Here is an 18,723-nt window from a genome sequence, read left to right on the forward strand (position 1 = left end):
GTGGCAAGCTCCGTAACGAGCAGCCGCTACACGGCTGGCGACGAGGGTCTGGGCTACTCCCTCTACGAGAGCGAGGACGGCACGGGCACGCTCGAGGTCGACAACCTCAAGGTACGCAGGCAGATGAGCATCGCCGAGCTCGAGGTCAGGAAGAAGACCTACACCTCCGGTAACCTCTCCCTGGGCAAGGCCGGCAACACGATATTCGCCGTGAAGTCCTTCAGGCAGGACGGCACGCCCATAGCGGACATGGTGTTCGCCGTGGGCGGGGCTGCGATAGCCGTACAGGACGGCAGCGTAACGGTGCTGGGCAAGGTGTCCGAGAACGAGACCCCATCATGGTACCGCTGCTACTTCCTGCGCACGGACGGAGAGCGTACGGTGGACAACTGCTGGAAGGCCGGGGACCAGGCGAAGTGCCAGACCAGCAACCTCACGGAGGGCACGACGCACAATGCGGCGAACCGCTACTACTGGCGTCTCGTCGTGGGCAAGGGCACGGAGACGCTGGAGGACGGCCGGGAGTACCACTATGTAGACCTGTCCAACGAGGAGAGCCCCGTGGTGGAGATGCCTATGATAATCAAGGGAGAAGCCTTGGCTTTCTATGGCAAAGAAGACGATATGCCGGACTGGGACGGGATAACAGCAAGATACAATCTCGTCCCGAAGGCGGGGGATGTGTACCTCTATGCCCATGAGGACGGGGCGGGCACGCAGCCCGAGGTCATCACCTATACCACGGACACGGAGTACACGGTACTCGTGCCGGAGCAGGACGACATCTACCGCACGGCGGACGGGAGGTACTACAGTGCCGACCTCGACTACAACGGCGATTTGTGGATAGAGACGACGGCGGCAGCGCAGGTATTGCAGGGCTACGACCCCTCCGCGGACAACGACGCCCCCATGACGGGCGATGACATCGCGCAGGAGGGTAACCAGGTGGACAAGGGCAGGCAGGGGCTGCTGGTCATCGACGCGGACGACGGCATCAGCAAGTACAGGGGCATCGACGGCTTTACCTACGAGGGCAAGCGCAGGCAGCACATCGGCGACACGGTGGAGCTGGAAGTCAACCGCCTCACCATCGTCTCCGAAGCCCCGGACGGCACGCCCGAGGAACACCGCGTACCCTGCTACATGGGGGCGTGGACGGCACGGCCGTACCCCTACTACTCGCAGGTGGACTGCGACGGCTCGATATGGCTTTGCACGAGGCCTGCGGGTGCCACGGTGGCCGACAGGCCGCAGGACGGCTCGGCGGTATGGCACAAGCAGGTCGGCAGGGGCGAGAAAGGCGACAAGGGAGAGCAGGGCAACGCCGTCAGCTCCTATACTTTTTTCCGCTACTCCGACGACGGGGGGCAGACCTTCACGGCGGCGAAGCCTTGGGCGGAGACCGGGGAGTACGGAAACGGGCGCAACCTGTACATCGGGAAGCGCGCCTGCGAGTTTAACGGTATCCCGAATCAATACTCTTTCGCTCTTCCCGAGGGAGTCGTGAACGCTGTAAGCGGGCAGAAGGTAACCCTGAGTGCGTATGTCGAGGGCGAGAACCTCAACGACCCGTCCGTCTCTCACTATATGGTAGACCTGTATTTTAAATTCGCAGACGGCACGGGAGTATGGAGTAATTTTAACAAGAACGCTCAGTTTAAAAATGCGGACACAATTCCCGGCATGCGCTATTCGAGGACTATTGACCTCTCGGGACATGTCCTTACCGAGATAAGTCATACTAACATCAGTCTGTCGAAAAGGGAGGGTGAACCACTTGCATCAGGAGTGCGACTTGTTATTAAAGACATCAAGATAGAGATAGGCGACACCGCCACGGAATACACTCCCGCCCCCGAGGACCAGCAGTTCGGGCTCACCACCGGCGCATGGCTCGGCGTGGCGGCATGGGACAGACCCTATCCGCCCATGGAGGCATCCGCATACTCGTGGAGCGAGGTCAAGGGCACGGACGGTCAGTCCGCAGAGATATACAGGCTCCGTGCCGGGACGGAGAAGGCGCAGGTGGACGGCAGCGGAAATCTCACCGTGAACCTGTCCTACCAGATAGAGCATGTAAGGGGAGCAACTACCAAGATGGAAGATGCGTCCGCAAGCGGCATGAAGGTACGCTACCGCGGCGACACGGGCACGCCCGCCGACACCGTGATGGGCTACGGCGACACCCCGTCGGCATCCTATGTGCTGGAGGACTATACGCATGTCCCGCACCCCGACTACATCATAGTTGAGCTCCTCAACAAGGACGGCAATGTCCTCGACCGCAGGACGGTGCCCGTTACCTTCTCGGCCGTGGCCGCCCTCGACATCAACGGGCAGGTCGGCGAGATTTCCGCCCGTGTGCAGGGCATGGCCGGCGGAGGGCGGAACCTGCTCAAGGGGACGGCGTTCGAGCGTGAGCACCCCGACTGGTTCGAGCTCCGGGGTGGTGCTCCTATCTGGCCAAGCGTCAAGCACGGCGGACACAACAGCGTCGACTGCTCGCTCACGGGCATGACCGGGGACATGTACAAGGGCGCATACTTCCGTGCGGAGGTGGAGCCCGGAAAGAAGTACACCGCATCAGTATGGTCGCACGGCGACCCCGCCAGCTTTGACAAGGATGCCGTAATCGAGGTTTCCTACGCCGCCGACACGCAGGGCGGCCGTACCATACTCGCCACGGAGAGCATCAGGCCGTCCGAGCTCAGGGTATGGCAGAGGTTCCACAAGACCTTCACCGTCCCGCAGGGCGTCTACGAAATAGAGGTGAACTTCTTTAACATCCGCAACGGAGGCATGCAGATAGCCGAGCCCATGCTCACCTCTGGGAACATGCTCGTAGACTGGCAGCCCGCACCCGAGGACGCGGAGGCGTTCCTGACGGAGCTGAAGATGAGCATCACGAATCTCTCCCTGTCGATAACCGACCTGAAGACCGGGCTCGAGGCCGTCGGCATACACCTGTTCTCGACCGAGAGGCCGAACATCCGCTTCGTGGGCAACTCCGTCGCATACTACGACACGACCGGGAAGATGTTCATGTCCCAGGGAGTAGGCCCAGGGGGTGAAGTATACTTCATCATCTACGACAAAGACGGAGTAACGCCATTATACAACCTCGGCCGCATGGGCATGCAGCAAATCATCGGCCACGCGACTCCCTACAGCATGGAGGAATCCAACCGCCTCGGTCCCATACCGCCCGGCACGGTGCTTACCGCCGTCGAGCTGTGGAGTGATTTGCAGACCACCCAGTACGGCACGCTCAGGCATACATCATGGCTGTACACCGAGGCCTATACCCTCGACGGGCAGGGAGGCAGGCTGTACCAGTACGGCGGCGTGTACAACGGTATGTACGACAGCCCTGCGGTGGACGGAGACAACAAGCCGACTGGCAACAGGCTTCCGGAGGACGGGCAGGGAGCCTACATCGGCGTGTGGGACACCTCCGACCCGTCAGGACACCTGCACTCCACGGCCATCGTCTACAACTACCCGAACGAGGAGGGTAAGGCGGCGGAGAGGCTGAAAGTCAGCCTGCTGAAAGACTACTACGGGGCGGGGCAGGACAGGTACCTGCTGAGTCTCAACGGCGGGGACTACACGGAGCAGATGACCGTTCCGCTCATTGCCATCCGCCCGTAAATCAGACTGAACATCAAGCATGAATAAAATATAATCAAAAAAACAAAGAGATATGGCAAAAGTATCAGAACTGGAAATCAAGAACCCCTCCGAGCTCCCGGTGGCGGACAGCATATCGGGCGTTACCCTGCCGTTCGTGCAGGGCGAGCGAATAGTAGTGGCAGGGGCGGAGGAGTTCGTGAACGAGTGCAAGAAACCCGTGAATACATTCCTGCAGGAGAAGAGCACGGAGTTCAACAAGAACCTCGACGCGGTGAAGAAGCCGGTGGTGCAGGTGTCATCGACGACGGTCAACCTGCTCCCGAACAAGTTCTACCGCTTCTCCATCCCCGAGACGGGCGGGGCGTACACGCTCACCCTGCAGGCCCCGACGGACACGGCTAACACCAACGACTACGAGGGAGGATTCGACACGGGGGCGACCGCGCCCACCATCACCTTCCCCGCCGATGTCAACTGGGGCGAGGCCGACATGAGCATCGTGGCCAACACGCACTACGAGTTCTCCATCCGCTATGATGCGGTTTCGAAGAAGTATTACGGAATGATATACAGCTGGGCATTATGAGGAACATCAGAAGAAGGCTGATGGCGGAGAATGCCGCCCGCAGGATATGGATGGACACCCCGATACGGTTCGAGGACGAGCATGCCAAGGCCCTGTGCGTCGGCCTGTGCGATTCCGACGGGGACGGCGAGGTTACGCCGCGAGACATGGCTGGGGTGAGGACCCTTACCGAAAGCAACTTCCGGAGTCATCCGGAGGCTCCGAACATCGTGAGGTTCCATGAGTTCCGGTATTTCACGGGGCTGACGAAAGTCGTCTGGAATCCTTTCTTCAAGTTCTCCAGCCTGGAGGAGATTACTTTCGGGAGCGCCTTCAACTTATGCGAAAGGGCTATGACCTATCTGTACATTAACAAACTCAAGCGCGTCGTTTTTCTCGAAGGTATAACCTCAATAGGAAACTTCTCCCTGCTGGGAGCTTTTGATAAAACCGCGGGCGTCGTCATAAAGATCCCGACTACTGTCAAATCAATCAATACCAACGCCCTGGGTAACAACAGCAACCTTACTTTCGTGTTCAGGGGGCTTGTCCCTCCGGCTATTACCAATGGGGGCTATGCCCTTCGTCAGAAACAACCTGTCTATGTCCCGGACATGGCATTGGAGGCATACCGGGCCGCGCCGAACATACTTTGGTTCGGAACCGAGGTGCGTCCCGTGAGCGAGTATGTAGGGGGGGTAAATAATATTTACAAAAAAGCCCGTGTCGTCATCCTCGGAGAAAGGAGGGCGGCATGAGGAACAATAGGAGACAAATAATGATGAAGACACTCAGGATGATAGAAGGCATAGACTTCTCGCGGCAGCCGGACGATGAGATATGGTATGTCTCCACGGACGGGAAGGTCTGCGAGCAGGTATTACCTACAGGGGGATACGGCTCGCAGCCGGGGCTTGAAGTCGTCAGCAACACCTATGAGAACGGGCTGGGGCGCGTGAAGCTGAATACTGCCATACAGAGCATTGGTGGAAGCTATATCAGGGAACAGAATTCCTACACTACGATTAATATTCATCTGGTCTCATTCCCAAGGCAGCTGCATAGATTCAACGCCTTCACTTTCTGGGCTACCCATTTACAAAAAATAATATTCCTGTATGAAGGTACAGTATTTATACACAATAGTTATCAATTCAGGCCAAAGTGTCCGAATCTGCTGTGCGTCTGGGCATCGGAAGAGAATATCGAGAGCTTCGAGGAGAAAGATAATTTCGGTGCCTCTCCGAATGTCGAGTTTAAGAAATTGAAATTCTAACAAAACATGATATGATACGATTCAGAAACAAAGACAACGAGATTTACAACGGCCGCTACATCAAGGTGGACGGCATGGTGATAGTCAACCCCACGGAAGACATGCTCGTCCAGATGGGTTACGAAAAAGAGGAGTACGAGCCCGAGGTACCCGTACGGGCCGAACCCGACACGGGCGAGGTGATTAACCAGCTGAAGGAACTGCTCGCCGACAAGGTTACGGAGCTCTCCGACGAGGAGGCGGCGGCCAAGCCCGCCCTGTTCCCGAGCTGGTCAAGCAGGGTCGGCATGGAGGTCAAGGCCGGCGAGAGGCTGTGGTTCAATGGCCGGCTCTACAAGGTTCTGCAAGACCACACCCCGGAGCTCCAGCACCAGCCGTCCGTGTACACGGCAGCCCTCTATGCGGAGATCGGAGATACCGACCCGACCAAGGGCACGATTGAGAACCCCATCAGCTTTCAGGTCGGCATGGAGCTCAAGGAGGGCCTTATCTACACACAGGACGGCGTGCTGTACAAGTGCGTCGAGGGACTTGCCAACTGCGTGTGGAACCTCAAGGACATACCCCGCTATGCGCAGGTGTACGACCCGGAGACGGGCGGCACGGCGGAAACCGCGGAGGCGGGGAGCTCCAAGGACAGCCCGATAGAGTTCCGGGCAGGCATGGGGTTGGTAACAGAAAAATACTATAAGCAGGCGGGCATCGTCTACAAGTGCCTGAGAGACCTGCCGAACTGCATGTACGACCTTGCCATCCTCGTGGCGCAGAAGTTCGTGGAGGAAGCGTAACTGATTTTTAGTTTTAACTTAAATATTTTGTAAAAATGAAGAAGATTAAGGAGTTTTTCGGAGACATGAGCCACTGGTATCACATCGTGGCGTGTCTGGTAATCGCCGCCGTAGTGGCGTTGGTGTCCAAGTCGCTGTGGAGCTACGGCGGGGAGACGGAACTGTTTGCCAACGCCGCATGCGGCTTCATCGGCTTCGTGGCGGCGACCTGCTGCGGCGTGGCCAAGGAGGTGGTCGATTTCTTTCGCTACGGGAGGTTCGATGCCAAGGACTTGCTCGCAGACCTTGTAGGCGCGGCCGTGGCGTTCCTGTTCGCGCTGGGCATGTGATTAATTTTTGACTGCGGATGAGAGACCAGAGTACGATACAGGGTGCGAGCACCGTGGTGTCCTCGCTGATGTGGCTGCTGATAGACCAGAGTCTCCGCCTGATGATACCGTGGATAATAGCCATCACGCTCGTGGTGGGCGCGGACTTCGTGGCGGGCTTGCGCAAGTCGCTGAAGCTGCATGTGCACATCTCCATCAGCACGGCGTTCAGGAGCACCATGGGGAAGCTCGTTACCTACTTCGCGTTCGTGTGTGCCGTGTGCTTCGTGGATGTGTCCGCGAACGGCGGCACCGCGATTGCCAAGTGGTCGTGCCTGTTCATCTGCGGCATAGAGGGATTGTCGGTTATCGGCAACATCCTCAAGCCATACGGGATAGACCTGTCGCTGAAGACCTTCGTGAAGATGTTCGCCATACGCCGCCTCGGGCTGGACAAGGACGAGGCCGAGAACATCGTCAAGGAGGACAGGATAGAGATTATCCGCAGGCGTGAGGAGAAGAAGTGGAACAGCAGGAAATAGTTTCTTATGGACAGGATAAAGACATTATGGCGGCTGGTCGCGGCACGCTGGAGGGCTAAGACCCCGAAGTTTTTCGGCAACATCATAAAGGCCGGCACGGGCATCGCCACGGTCGCCGTAGCCATACAGGGTACGCTCGCCGCAAGCGGGGCTTCCGTCCCCGGATGGTGGGAGACGGCGTTCCCCTACCTCGTAGGCATACCCGCGGGGATGGCGGCGGTCGCAAAGCTGACAAGGGAGGATAATAAGAATGAGGATAAGAATTGATAGGAAGTGGAAAAGGGATGCCTACACGATAGGCAGGCTCTCCGTGAACGGGACATACCTCTGCGACTGCGTGGAGGACAGGGACAGGGGGCTCGACGCCTCCATGCCGCTCTCCGAGATACGCAAGCGCAAGGTGGCCGGCGAGACGGCGATACCCTACGGCGAGTACGAGGTGCTCATCACCTTGTCCCCGAGGTTCCGCAGGAAGCTGCCGATACTGCTCAACGTGCCCTGCTACGAGGGCGTGCGCATCCATCCGGGCAACACCGCCGCGGATTCCGCGGGATGCATCCTGCCGGGGCTTAACAAGGTCGTGGGCGGGGTCGTCAACTCCCGCTACTGGACGGACAGGCTCATCGACCTCATCCAGCGTGCGCTGAACCGCAGGGAGAGGGTCTGGATAACGATAACAAGATGAACCCGTGACGGATATTCACGGTTTGAAATAATAACAAAGGCGTTCTTTGACATTATTTGTTGGGGCTGCCGCTAATTTTATGTGTATGAAGAAGATACTTTTACTGCTGATAGTGCTGCTTGCGGGCTCCATAGCCCTCAATGTATGCCAGTACAGGCACCGTGAGCCCGCGGGCATCACCCGGGACACGCTGCGGGACACCGTGCGCTACGCCTCGCCCGTCCCCGTGGAGCGGAGGGTCGTCAGGCACGACACCGCATGGCTTAGGGCGGCACCCGTGTACATCCATGGAGGAAAAACCGCCGCAGAGGGGTCAGAAACGCCGCAGGACAGCCTTTCGGACAGCGTACGGGTAAGCATCCCGATTACGCAGGAAGTCTTCGCAGACAGCGGCTATAAGGCTTGGGTGAGCGGATACCGCCCGAGGCTCGACAGCATACAGATATACAGGAGCACGATTACCGTAACGAAGACCGTGGAGCGCAGGCGGCGGCTCTCTTGGGGACTGACGGGCGGCGTGGGGTACGGCCTCGTTAACGGCAAGCCCGACATATTCATCGGCATCGGCGGATGCTGGTACTTTTGATTCATAGTTAGGTTAGTTTTATTTTTTTTTTATTTTTAGTTTGGTTTCCCGCCCGTCCGTGATGGATAGGCGGGATTTTCTATAAACAAACCTTAAAATCAACGCCGAAGTGTTAAAACTTAGTTAAAAACAGAAAATAATTTATATCAAATTTGATATATTCAAAAATTATTATTATCTTTGCAATAGAAAATAAAACAATAACCAATTTAGAACAGGGCGGCAACCTATAAGCGGCACAGAGACATGAGAACCATCAATTCAGCAAACTACTTTCTTGCAACCAAGGTTACATTCGCAGTTGTTCACGAGTGCTGCACGATGAGCCACGAGGATTTGGACGAGGTCTGGCACGACCTGATGAGCCGCGGTTTCGAGCATACCGTCAGCCCCAAGGGCAGCGGGTCTGAATATCTCGTTGACGAGAAGAACGGCATCGTCTATAGAAAGGCCGACCATTGGGGTCGCTGCGCTTCCTGCAACTGGAAGCTGGGTGCCGTGAACCAGGGCGCATACGCAATCGCCAAGGCTTCGTTCGCCGACTTCGAAGACATCATGACACCGGGCATGGCCTACATGCTGAAGAAACAGAATTTGTATAAATAATTAGAAACAATCATAAAAACAGAAGATTATGAAAAAGTATGTATTAGGCTGGCAGACGACAGAATGCTACGGCTCATATCTACAGAGCCTTGACAAAGAAACGGCAGAATTCGACAACTTGAAAGAAGCGAAGGCGGCTTTTGACAAAGAGCTGAAAGCTACAAGAAACACGAAGGTATCAGATCTTGACTACGACCCGTCCGACGACGAGTGCAGGCATAACCTTACTAATCTCTACATTGCATTGGCAGACACAGAGGACGACACCGTCTTCGAGGATGTGGAGACCTCTGACAACTATTGGATAAACGAGTAACATATCAACGCTGCGCTACCGGCACGACGGGCACTAAGATGGATAGGTTTATTCTACAGCGCAGCACCCGCCCGGGCTGGTGGGTGCTCACGGACACCCAGAACGCCGTCGTGGTGCGGTTCGAGCAGGGTCGCTTTAACGAGAGCCAGAAGATAACCGGGCTCAACGACGAGCCCGTATCAGACTACATGGCGGTTGCACGGGTGATGAGGGAGATAGGCGAGTACATGTACGAAAACCATAAAGACTTGATATGACAGACAGGGACGAGACAAGGCGGCGCATAGGTCTCCGCATAGCCGAGATTAGGGCGGCACGAAAAATAAGCCAGACGCAGCTGGCCGGCCTGACTGGCATAAAACAAGGGAACATCTCGAGGATTGAGCTGGGGCGGTACTCCGTCGGGCTCGACACGCTCGAGACGATAGCACGGGCCCTCGGGTGCACGGTTGACTTCGTAGAGGCGGGGGAGTGATTACTTCCCCGCTTTTTTGATGTCATTCCCGAGAAACTCGGGATGTTCCGCGCTGGCGGTCTCCATACAAAGCATAGTCAATTACTTTTGAAACTGCTTCATCGGCATGTTTTTTCATTATTCGTATATAATTATATATAGGTCTATTCTGTTTCATTGATTGCCCTATCGTGTATTCAAGGATTTCTATCGGTATACCAAGCTCAAATCCGTATTGAACAAAAGATTTACGAGCAGAATAGTAGCATAGTCGTTTAATGCCTATGTTTTTCCCAATTTTATTAATCGTCCGTGCTATGTATCTATTGAAATTTTTATATGTGAAATTATAACCAAATCTCAATTTCCCATCAGGTTCGATATACTTGTCTGCTATTTTTCTTGCTTCTATTGGCACAGCCAAGCAGATTCGTTTATCCCCTCGTTTCGTGTTTTTAGTTTTCGTTCTTGTATATTCGATTTCTTTTTCGTTCGAAAAATCTATGTTAAGAAGGTCAATTAAGTTTACACCGCCAAGGTAAAAGCTTAAAAGCCATAGATCCTTTGCTATTGCTTCTGCTTTAGTCGTTGGAATGTATTCCTTTAAGAGTCTAAATTGTCCTATTGAAATATCAAGTTGTCGCTCTAACGGTTGTGGAATCTTGTAGTCTTGAAAAGGTGGTATTTCTTGTTTTACGAAATATCGCTTCATTCCTAAATTTGTCAGTACCCGTAAACGAGTTAGATACATCCCTATTGTTGTCTGGTTATACTTTTTCTTGTTCCGTAAAAATCGTTCAAAGCTACTTATTGTTATAGGAGTTATTGTCTTTGCAGGAATATCCCCCTTGGAGAACTCTAAAAAGGTTTTTCCGCAATGTTCTATAAGGCTTGCATATCCAGTTCTTTTGTCTTCTATCAGTTCTTTTACATAGTCTTCGCATATTTTTCCTATCGTTACATTGTCGTCTTTCTGACGATATGCAAGAATAGAATTCTTCAGGTCTTTTGCCGAAAGGTCGCCAACATTGTAGATTTCATTAACAATACTTTGATACTTGTTAAGTAGTGTACGCAATTGCATATTCATTATGTTTGCATCATGCCTTTTTACTACTTGCCCATTTTTAAACTGAGATATATCATCTATTATATATGGCGTGATGATATAACAAGTTTCATGGTGATGCCTTACGGCAATTCTGATTTTATGCCTTCCGTCTGAAAGTTGTTTCGCCTTAAAAACAGTTAATGAAAGTGTAGCCATTTTTATATAAGTTAAAATTAAAAGATACTCAAAAGATACGCACTTTGCGTCAAATTTGAGAAAATAATCTCTTTTTTTTAACTGATATATTATTTGTTGGGACTTAAGAAATTACGCATACATCGCCATTGTGCGTTCTTTCCTCTTAGTGACCCGCATGGGGCTCGAACCCATGACCCCCACATTAAAAGTGTGATGCTCTACCTGCTGAGCTAGCGAGTCAATCCCCATCTTTCTTGCGAAAGCGAATGCAAAGGTAGTATGTTTTTTCCAAACGGCCAAATTATTCTGCTGTTTTTTGCTCTTTTTGTTTGATTGGAGGCTTCTCCTGCTCCTTGGTAACATACCGCTGCCAATAGGCGATAATCAAGGTGGTGAGAGGCAGGGCGATAATCAGTCCAATGAAGCCTAACAATGATCCCCAGACGGAGAGCGAGAGCAGGAGTATAGCGGGGTTCAGTCCCATTGCCTTCCCCATAATCTTCGGAGTAACAATCATATCGGTGATAATCTGCACGACAACGAACAGCCCCACTGCCAGTCCGAACACCAGCCAGAAGTTCTGGCCGGTCTCGGCAGACTTGAGCATGGCGAGAAAAGCCGTCGGAATCAGTGCGAAAGTGTGCAGATAGGGCACGAGGTCCATGATTCCAATCATGATTCCCAGGCCTATCGCCATCGGGAAATCCATGATGGTAAAGCCGATGCAGAACATCACGCCCATACAGAAAGCCACCATGCCCTGCCCTCGGATATAGTTGTTCAGCTCGTGCTCCACATCCTTCATCAGTCCTGACCAGAACGGACGGGTCTTCTTTGGGAAGATGCGAATCCAGTTGTCGGTAAGCTCTTCGTAGTCCAGAAGAATGAAGAACATGTAGAGCAGGGTGATCATGGACGCCACGACGCTGATGACAATGCTTGCCGTCTGTCCGAGGAAGTCAAAGAGCTTGGGCATGGTCGTCTTCACGGCGTCCGCGAAGTCCTTGCTCTTGAAAAACTCCTCTATTTCTTTCTGATGTTCCTCTATCCAGTCCGAGATATACGCGGAGATGTCATTGGTGTGCGTGGTGTTATGCACCCATTGCGAAATCAGCTGCCCAAGTTTCTGAAACTGCTCGATCATCGGGGGCACAATGAAGTAGACCAGCAGTCCGACGACCGCTATGACAAATACCATCGTGATGAGAATGGACAGCGCACGAACCCTGACATGCATCTTGTTCTCCACGAATTTCACTACCGGATAGAGCAGATAGGCGAAAAGCCATGCGATGAAGAACGGAAGCAGCACCGCACTCAGATAGTTCACGAAATAAAGTATGATACAGATCAGAAGGATGACTCCCACCCATCTGACGAGCTTGTCAAGCGTTATTTTCCGCGGTTCCTCCATCTTCCTCACATTTTTCTTTCTCTATAGCTTTCTGATAACACTCACGGCACAGCGGCTCATACTCCGCCTTCTCGCCAAGCATCACTTGCTTATCGTTCTTCACCAGACGATGGCTTGCATAGGCCAGGGCACCACAGCGGACGCAGATGGCATGTACCTTGGTAACCTCGTCGGCAATGGCGCACAATGCCGGCATCGGCCCGAAGGGAATGCCTTTAAAGTCCATGTCAAGGCCTGCGACGATTACGCGCACCCCCCTATTGGCCAACTGGTTACAAACATCCACGAGGCCGTCGTCCAGGAACTGCGCCTCGTCGATGCCCACCACCTCTATATCTGAAGAAAGCAGCAAAATCGTTGCCGACGAGTCGACCGGCGTACTGGGGATGACATTCTTGTCATGGCTGACCACATCCTCGTCGGAATACCGCTTGTCAATCGAAGGCTTGAATATCTCAACACGCTGCCGGGCGAACTTCGCCCGCTTCATGCGTCGGATCAATTCCTCCGTCTTGCCGGAAAACATCGATCCGCACACCACTTCTATCCTGCCGGGGCGGTGTGTTTCCCCGATGAGATTTTCCATCATTACGGTACAAATTTACAAAAGCGTTTTAAAAATTGCAAAGAAATGACCGCTTTTTTTGTTTATGAAGATTAAATAACTATATTTGTATCGAATATGGGGACATTATATATTATACCTACCCCGGTAGGAAATATGGAGGACATGACGCTCCGCGCCATCCGCATCCTGAAAGAAGCCGACCTCGTCTTGGCCGAAGACACCCGCACATCGGGCATCTTGCTCAAGCATTTCGACATTCAGAATCACCTCTTGTCGCACCATAAGTTCAATGAGCATGGCACCACGGCCGGTATCGTAGAGCGATTGAAGGCCGGCCAGACCATTGCCCTCATCAGTGATGCCGGCACACCTGGCATCAGTGATCCGGGATTCCTCCTTGCCCGAGAGGCTGCAAGAGAGGGCATCACGGTTCAGACCCTGCCAGGTGCCACAGCATGTATTCCCGCCATCGTATCGTCGGGTCTGCCTTGCGACAGATTCTGCTTCGAGGGTTTCCTGCCCCAGAAAAAGGGACGGCAGACTCATCTGGAGTCGCTCAGGGACGAGCCGCGCACGATGGTATTCTATGAATCACCATACAGGTTGCTCAAGACTTTGCAGCAGTTTGCCGAGTATTTCGGCGGCGACCGTCGGGTGAGTGTGGCCCGCGAGATATCGAAGATGCACGAAGAACATGTCCGTGGCACGCTGGAGGAAGCTATCCGCCACTTCACGGAGACGCCTCCACGAGGTGAAATCGTCATCGTCCTTGCGGGAAAGAACTATAAAGACAACAAACCTAAAAAGGAATAATCCAATGAAAAAAGTTATCTATTTCGTTTGCCTGACGGCGCTTGTGCTCACAGGCTGTACACAGAAGAAGGCCAGCTCTTCCATCGACTATTCGGCAAATGACTCTCTCCAGCAGGTCATTGCCCAGAGAGACAATGAGATTAACGACATGATGGGCACCCTGAACGAAATCACCGAAGGATTCCGCCAGATTAACGAGGCCGAGAACCGGGTGAGCATCGTCAAGGACGGTGAGGGCAGCAACAAGAAGCAGCAGATCAAGGAGAACATCCAGTTCATCTCCAACACCATGCAGCGCAACCGCGAGCTCATCAAGAAACTGCAGCAGCAACTGCGCGACAGCCGCTTCAACGGCGGAGAGCTGAAGAAGACCATTGAGAACCTCACGCAGCAGCTCGACGAGAAGAACCAGCAGCTCCAGCAACTGCGCACCGAGCTCGACTCCAAGGACATACACATCGCCGAACTGGACGAGACGGTGAACAACCTCAACACCAATGTCTCCAACCTGAAAACCGAGTCGGAGCAGAAGAGCCAGACCATCAGCGATCAGGACAAGCAGCTCAACACCGCGTGGTTCGTCTTCGGTACGAAGAAGGAACTGAAAGACCAGCACATCCTCGTCAGTGGCAAGGTGCTGGAGTCCAACTTCAACCGGAACTACTTCACCAAGGTAGACATCCGCGTAGACAAGGAAATCAAGCTCTACTCCAAGTCGGCCCGGGTGCTCACCATGCACCCGTCAAGCAGCTACACGCTCAGCCGCGACGCCAACAACCAGTATGTCCTGCGCATTAACAACCCGCAGATATTCTGGTCAACGAGCAAGTATCTCGTAGTCCTCGTCAAGTAAGGCCTGAACATCCAAGCATACCAAAGGGGCTGCCGCACGAAAGCGACAGCCCTTTCTTCTTGTTCCCGGTTCTCTTGAGGAGCCAGCGGGGCTTTTCATGGCACAAAACAGGGAAAAGGCGCGGGCTGAGCAGCAAGCTTTGCTATTCGAAATAGAAAGAACTGAGCGCAAGGCAGAGGAACAAGAAGCCCTCTCTTTCCCCTCTACGGGAGGGTGGCCAGGAGGCCGCCAGGTAAAAGGTGGCTAAAAGCTCGCCTTCTAACGGCTAAAAGGCGAGTAAAAGACGGCTAAAAGCTTTCCTTTTAACGGCTAAAAGGAAAACCACCCCACAGCCCTCCCCTGCAGAGGAAGGGCAGGATGCTCCCCAATCCGTTCATGCAGGAAGGAGAAAGGCAGGATAACGCCGTCGGAAAATCCAACAGACGGGTAGAGTGAATTTGCCCTTGCCTGCCATATTTACCCATCCTCGCCATTGGCCTGCCGACCCCTAAGAACAGGCTTTTGAGACCTACGGTATGCGCTACCGCTTCTCCCGGAAGAAGTCCTGCACGATGCGGCGGCACTCATCCTCAAGGATTCCCCTCGTAACCGCCGCCTTGGGGTGCAGCGCACAGGGGGCAAAAGTCTGGTAGCCCCGCTTCTCGTCGGGCGCTCCATACACTATCCGGCCTATCTGCGCCCATCCGATGGCACCGGCGCACATCACGCACGGCTCCACCGTTACATACAGGGTGCACTGCTGCAGATATTTCCCGCCCAGCATGTCGGCGGCTGCCGTGATGGCCTGCATCTCTGCATGAGCCGTTACATCGCGGAGGGTCTCCGTGAGGTTGTGCGCCCGCGAGATGATCCTCTCCCCCGCCACGACCACCGCACCGATGGGAACTTCGCCCTCTCGCCTTGCCGCCTCGGCCTCCTGCAACGCCTTGCGCATGTAAAACTCGTCTTTTTTCAATTGCTCGTCCGCACTCGTCATATTTCCTATTTTCTTGCAAAAATACGATAAATAATTGGATGTATGGCCGAAAAATGCTATTTTTGCAGGAAGAAATCAGCATTCGGACAATGGCAAGGCACAACGAACTGGGAAAATGGGGCGAGCAGCTTGCCGAGCGTTACCTGACAGACAAGGGCTATTACATCCGCGACTACGACTGGAAATTCGGGAAGCGCGACCTCGACATCGTCGCCGTCAGCGAGCAGCAGAACCTGCTCGTGTTCGTGGAAGTGAAGACGCGGCAGAACGACAAGTTCGCCGAACCCGAGGCCGCCGTCGACCCAAAGAAGATACGCAACCTCGGAATCGCGGCCAACGCCTATATCAAGGAGTTCGCCCTCGACTACGAGATACGCTTCGACATCCTGACCATCGTGGGGACGGAAGAGGCCGGCGCCCGCATCGAGCATACCGAGAACGCCTTCAACCCGCTGCTATTATAATATAAGGTAGATGAAACGGAAGATTATACATCTGAGGGAAACCGACTCCACCAGCAGCCGCCTGCACGACTACGAGCCGCCCGAGGGCGAGGAGATGACCGTAGTAAGGGCCGACTACCAGACCGCCGGGCGCGGCAACGGCACCAACACCTGGGAGAGCGAGCCGGGCAAGAACCTGCTCTTCTCCGTCATGGTGCACCCCAGGCATGTGCCCGCACAGCGGCAGTTCCTGCTCTCAGAGGCCGAGGCACTCGCTGTCAAGGAGGTGCTCGACCGCTATGCCGACGGCTTCACGCTGAAATGGCCGAACGACATCTACTGGAACGACCGCAAGATAAGCGGCACCATCATTGAGACCCGCATAGGGAGAGAGGGCGTGAAGCGGTGCATCTACGGCACGGGCATCAACATCAACCAGCGCGAATTCCGCGGCAATGCCCCCAATCCCGTATCGCTCTGCCAGATTACAGGTCGCGAGACCGACCTCGACGAGCTGCTCGACGAGATACTCGACGCCATCGAGAAATACCTCGACATGCTCCACGACAACCGGTTTCAGGACATCGCTGCCCTCTATCATGCCGCCCTCTACCGCGCCCGCGGCTTCCACCGCTTCCGCGACGGGCAGGGAGAGTTCGAGGGAGCCATCGTGGAAGTGGAGGACGACGGCCATCTCATCCTGCGCGACAGGCAGTGCCGCATGCGCAGCTATGCGTTCAAGGAAGTAGAATTTATTATATAAGAAAGACTATGGCAAGATTCAAGAGAATTCTCCTCAAGCTCTCAGGCGAGAGCCTGATGGGCCGACAGAGCTTCGGCATCGACCCCGAGCGGCTGGCCGACTACGCCCGCCAGATCAAGGAAATACACGACATGGGCGTACAGATAGGCATCGTGATCGGCGGCGGCAACATCTTCCGCGGGCTCAGCGGAAGCCAGAAAGGCTTCGACCGCGTGAAGGGCGACCAGATGGGCATGTGCGCCACGGTCATCAACTCACTGGCCCTGAGCTCCGCACTCGGTGCCGTCGGCGTGAAGACCAAGGTGCTCACCGCCATCCGCATGGAGCCTATCGGCGAGTTCTACAGCAAGTGGAAGGCCATCGAGGCCATGGAACAGGGCTGCGTCTGCATCTTCTCGGCCGGAACGGGAAGCCCCTATTTCACCACCGACACGGGCTCCTCGCTCCGCGGCATAGAGATAGAGGCCGATGTGATGCTCAAGGGCACCCGCGTAGACGGTGTCTACACGGCCGACCCGGAGAAAGACCCCACAGCCCGGAAGTTCACCGAAATCACCTACAAGGAGGTGCTCGAGCGGGGTCTGAAGGTGATGGACCTCACCGCCATCTGCATGTGCCAGGAGAACGACCTGCCCATCTATGTCTTCAACATGGACATCGTGGGCAACCTGAAAAGGGTGATGGACGGCGAGGACATCGGCACGCTGGTGCACAACTGAGCATCGCCCCCAATCCCTTCCAACGGCTTTCCGGCTGACAAAATCGGCGAGATTGTCTGACAAAATCGGCGATTTTGCCCCATGATTTCGGCGATTTTGTCGAATGGACTACGGCTATGGTTCCAAGGACAAACGGCAAACGATAGGGCGACCTGCTGCAGGCCGCCCTCTTTCTTGTCATTCCGAGAAGTGCGAAAAGCTACTTCTCTTCCTCGAAATCTACATATTCGCCCTCGTCCTTGGGGATAATCTTCTGGTTGGCTTTCTGCGGTTCACGCTGGTCCACCACGCCTTCCTGGTTGCCATAGGTATGGCCTTGCTGCCGCCTCTGCTGCTGCTCCATCTGATCACGAAAAGTCTTCGTGGTCTGATGAATGCGCTTATAGAAGCTGTAGCCTATGTAGAGGGCCGCTATGAAACAGGCCAGGAAAAATAGAAACAGAATGCGAAGCAATATCATTTAGCGTTTATTCTTAAAGTTTACATAAATGGAAAGAACCACATACCATGCTATGATGACGGCAAAGGCCGAAATTCTGAATATCAGGAGCAGGGGAATGCAACTGAGCAGGAATACATACTTGACCTCGTTGCCCTTCCATCCCCAATGCTTGAACTTGAGGGCGAACATGGGAATCTCGCTTACGAGCAGCCAGCTCGACAGCCCCGCCATCAACAGGATGCAGGGCATTGCCCACCCGAAAGAGACGATGAACTGTCCGCCGCCCGCTATCAACGAGGTCCAGAAGAGGGCGTTTGCCGGGGTGGGCAGGCCGATGAAACCCAGGGCCTGACGCTCGTCGAGATTGAACTTGGCCAGACGGAGGGCCGAGAAGGCCGCCATCACGAAGGCGGAATAAGGCAAGACGCCCCGCAAGGATTCCAGGAACGAGGGATAGTCGATGACCTGAAGCTCATAGAATATCAATGCCGAGGGGGCAAAACCGAAGGTGATGTCGTCGGCCAGGGAATCCAGTTCTTTCCCGATGGGCGACGATACATGGAGCAGTCGGGCGGTCATCCCGTCGAAGAAGTCGAATATCGCGCCAACGACTATCCACAGCAAAACCATCAGGGGAAGTCCCAGAAAGGCGTAATAGGTGGCTATGCAACCCGAGATGAGGTTGCAGCAGGTAATCATGTTGGGAATATGCTTCTTCATA

General features: G+C 54.4%; 24 protein-coding genes, 1 tRNA gene and 1 pseudogene. 19 read left to right on the forward strand and 7 right to left on the reverse strand.

The window, feature by feature from the left end; genetic code table 11:
* From BM114_RS14380 to BM114_RS08980, 14 genes and pseudogenes are all read left to right on the forward strand, one after another.
* Positions 1–3,654, forward strand: a pseudogene (locus BM114_RS14380) (hypothetical protein); the annotation flags it as partial.
* A 52-nt stretch (positions 3,655–3,706) separates the two neighbouring features.
* A complete protein-coding gene (locus BM114_RS08920; RefSeq protein ID WP_092112597.1) occupies positions 3,707–4,222 on the forward strand; it encodes a hypothetical protein in 516 nt (171 codons plus the stop codon).
* Positions 4,219–4,959, forward strand: coding sequence for a leucine-rich repeat domain-containing protein (locus tag BM114_RS08925; RefSeq protein WP_092112599.1), 741 nt, complete (start codon positions 4,219–4,221; stop codon positions 4,957–4,959). The genes BM114_RS08920 and BM114_RS08925 overlap by 4 nt, the downstream gene beginning before the upstream one ends.
* 20 nt (positions 4,960–4,979) lie before the next feature.
* On the forward strand, positions 4,980–5,477 hold the full coding sequence (locus BM114_RS08930) for a hypothetical protein (RefSeq protein ID WP_092112601.1): 498 nt from the start codon (positions 4,980–4,982) through the stop codon (positions 5,475–5,477).
* A gap of 11 nt (positions 5,478–5,488) precedes the next feature.
* Complete coding sequence (locus tag BM114_RS08935) at positions 5,489–6,265, forward strand: hypothetical protein (RefSeq protein ID WP_092112603.1); 777 nt, start codon at positions 5,489–5,491, stop codon at positions 6,263–6,265.
* Between the two features lie 35 nt (positions 6,266–6,300).
* Entirely contained in the window at positions 6,301–6,594 is a 294-nt protein-coding gene (locus tag BM114_RS08940) for a hypothetical protein (RefSeq protein ID WP_092112605.1), read from the forward strand.
* A 17-nt stretch (positions 6,595–6,611) separates the two neighbouring features.
* Positions 6,612–7,115, forward strand: a complete 504-nt coding sequence (locus tag BM114_RS08945) for a phage holin family protein (RefSeq protein WP_092112607.1) — start codon at positions 6,612–6,614, stop codon at positions 7,113–7,115.
* A 6-nt stretch (positions 7,116–7,121) separates the two neighbouring features.
* Positions 7,122–7,382 (forward strand): hypothetical protein, encoded by a 261-nt coding sequence (locus BM114_RS08950; RefSeq protein ID WP_092112609.1) that lies wholly within the window; start codon positions 7,122–7,124, stop codon positions 7,380–7,382.
* The gene (locus BM114_RS08955) at positions 7,366–7,800 is read left to right on the forward strand and encodes a DUF5675 family protein (protein ID WP_092112611.1); all 435 of its coding nucleotides are present in this window, start codon (positions 7,366–7,368) and stop codon (positions 7,798–7,800) included. The genes BM114_RS08950 and BM114_RS08955 overlap by 17 nt, the downstream gene beginning before the upstream one ends.
* A gap of 85 nt (positions 7,801–7,885) precedes the next feature.
* Positions 7,886–8,386 carry a DUF6808 domain-containing protein gene (locus BM114_RS08960; protein WP_092112613.1) on the forward strand — a complete coding sequence of 167 codons (501 nt, stop codon included), beginning with the start codon at positions 7,886–7,888 and terminating at the stop codon, positions 8,384–8,386.
* Positions 8,387–8,632: 246 nt separating this feature from the next.
* Positions 8,633–8,992, forward strand: coding sequence for a hypothetical protein (locus tag BM114_RS08965; RefSeq protein WP_143089295.1), 360 nt, complete (start codon positions 8,633–8,635; stop codon positions 8,990–8,992).
* Positions 8,993–9,020: 28 nt separating this feature from the next.
* On the forward strand, positions 9,021–9,308 hold the full coding sequence (locus BM114_RS08970; RefSeq protein WP_092112617.1) for a hypothetical protein: 288 nt from the start codon (positions 9,021–9,023) through the stop codon (positions 9,306–9,308).
* Between the two features lie 38 nt (positions 9,309–9,346).
* Positions 9,347–9,565, forward strand: coding sequence for a hypothetical protein (locus BM114_RS08975; protein WP_092112619.1), 219 nt, complete (start codon positions 9,347–9,349; stop codon positions 9,563–9,565).
* Positions 9,562–9,783 carry a helix-turn-helix domain-containing protein gene (locus BM114_RS08980; protein WP_092112621.1) on the forward strand — a complete coding sequence of 74 codons (222 nt, stop codon included), beginning with the start codon at positions 9,562–9,564 and terminating at the stop codon, positions 9,781–9,783. Before BM114_RS08975 ends, BM114_RS08980 begins: the two co-directional genes overlap by 4 nt.
* 22 nt (positions 9,784–9,805) lie before the next feature.
* Here the strand turns inward: BM114_RS08980 and BM114_RS08985 are convergent, their stop codons facing one another.
* From BM114_RS08985 to BM114_RS09000, 4 genes are all read right to left on the reverse strand, one after another.
* Positions 9,806–11,029, reverse strand: a complete 1,224-nt coding sequence (locus BM114_RS08985) for a phage integrase SAM-like domain-containing protein (protein WP_092112623.1) — start codon at positions 11,027–11,029, stop codon at positions 9,806–9,808.
* 149 nt (positions 11,030–11,178) lie between these two features.
* Positions 11,179–11,251, reverse strand: a tRNA-Lys gene (locus tag BM114_RS08990).
* A gap of 61 nt (positions 11,252–11,312) precedes the next feature.
* Entirely contained in the window at positions 11,313–12,425 is a 1,113-nt protein-coding gene (locus BM114_RS08995; RefSeq protein ID WP_092112625.1) for an AI-2E family transporter, read from the reverse strand.
* Positions 12,397–13,014, reverse strand: a complete 618-nt coding sequence (locus BM114_RS09000) for a thymidine kinase (protein WP_092112627.1) — start codon at positions 13,012–13,014, stop codon at positions 12,397–12,399. The genes BM114_RS08995 and BM114_RS09000 overlap by 29 nt, the downstream gene beginning before the upstream one ends.
* Positions 13,015–13,107: 93 nt before the next feature.
* On the opposite strand from BM114_RS09000, the gene rsmI reads away from it, so the two are divergent.
* Both rsmI and BM114_RS09010 read left to right on the forward strand, forming a co-directional pair.
* Positions 13,108–13,806, forward strand: coding sequence for a 16S rRNA (cytidine(1402)-2'-O)-methyltransferase (gene rsmI / locus BM114_RS09005; protein ID WP_092112629.1), 699 nt, complete (start codon positions 13,108–13,110; stop codon positions 13,804–13,806).
* Positions 13,807–13,810: 4 nt separating this feature from the next.
* A complete protein-coding gene (locus tag BM114_RS09010; RefSeq protein ID WP_092112632.1) occupies positions 13,811–14,659 on the forward strand; it encodes a Cbp1 family collagen-binding glycoprotein adhesin in 849 nt (282 codons plus the stop codon).
* A gap of 520 nt (positions 14,660–15,179) precedes the next feature.
* Here BM114_RS09010 and BM114_RS09015 read toward each other — a convergent pair.
* The gene (locus tag BM114_RS09015) at positions 15,180–15,635 is read right to left on the reverse strand and encodes a nucleoside deaminase (RefSeq protein ID WP_092112635.1); all 456 of its coding nucleotides are present in this window, start codon (positions 15,633–15,635) and stop codon (positions 15,180–15,182) included.
* Positions 15,636–15,724: 89 nt separating this feature from the next.
* On the opposite strand from BM114_RS09015, the gene BM114_RS09020 reads away from it, so the two are divergent.
* The 3 genes from BM114_RS09020 to pyrH are packed head-to-tail and all read left to right on the forward strand — an operon-like array spanning position 15,725 to position 17,560.
* Positions 15,725–16,099, forward strand: coding sequence for a YraN family protein (locus BM114_RS09020; RefSeq protein ID WP_092112637.1), 375 nt, complete (start codon positions 15,725–15,727; stop codon positions 16,097–16,099).
* A 10-nt stretch (positions 16,100–16,109) separates the two neighbouring features.
* Complete coding sequence (locus tag BM114_RS09025) at positions 16,110–16,841, forward strand: biotin--[acetyl-CoA-carboxylase] ligase (protein WP_092112639.1); 732 nt, start codon at positions 16,110–16,112, stop codon at positions 16,839–16,841.
* Between the two features lie 8 nt (positions 16,842–16,849).
* On the forward strand, positions 16,850–17,560 hold the full coding sequence (pyrH, locus tag BM114_RS09030) for a UMP kinase (protein WP_092112641.1): 711 nt from the start codon (positions 16,850–16,852) through the stop codon (positions 17,558–17,560).
* A 199-nt stretch (positions 17,561–17,759) separates the two neighbouring features.
* Here the strand turns inward: pyrH and BM114_RS09035 are convergent, their stop codons facing one another.
* Both BM114_RS09035 and BM114_RS09040 read right to left on the reverse strand, forming a co-directional pair.
* Positions 17,760–18,020, reverse strand: a complete 261-nt coding sequence (locus tag BM114_RS09035; RefSeq protein WP_092112643.1) for a DUF4834 family protein — start codon at positions 18,018–18,020, stop codon at positions 17,760–17,762.
* On the reverse strand, positions 18,021–18,722 hold the full coding sequence (locus tag BM114_RS09040; protein WP_092112646.1) for a CDP-alcohol phosphatidyltransferase family protein: 702 nt from the start codon (positions 18,720–18,722) through the stop codon (positions 18,021–18,023).
* Position 18,723 lies beyond the last annotated feature (1 nt).

This window comes from Prevotella sp. KH2C16, assembly GCF_900113305.1.
Classification (GTDB): Bacteria; Bacteroidota; Bacteroidia; order Bacteroidales; family Bacteroidaceae; genus Prevotella.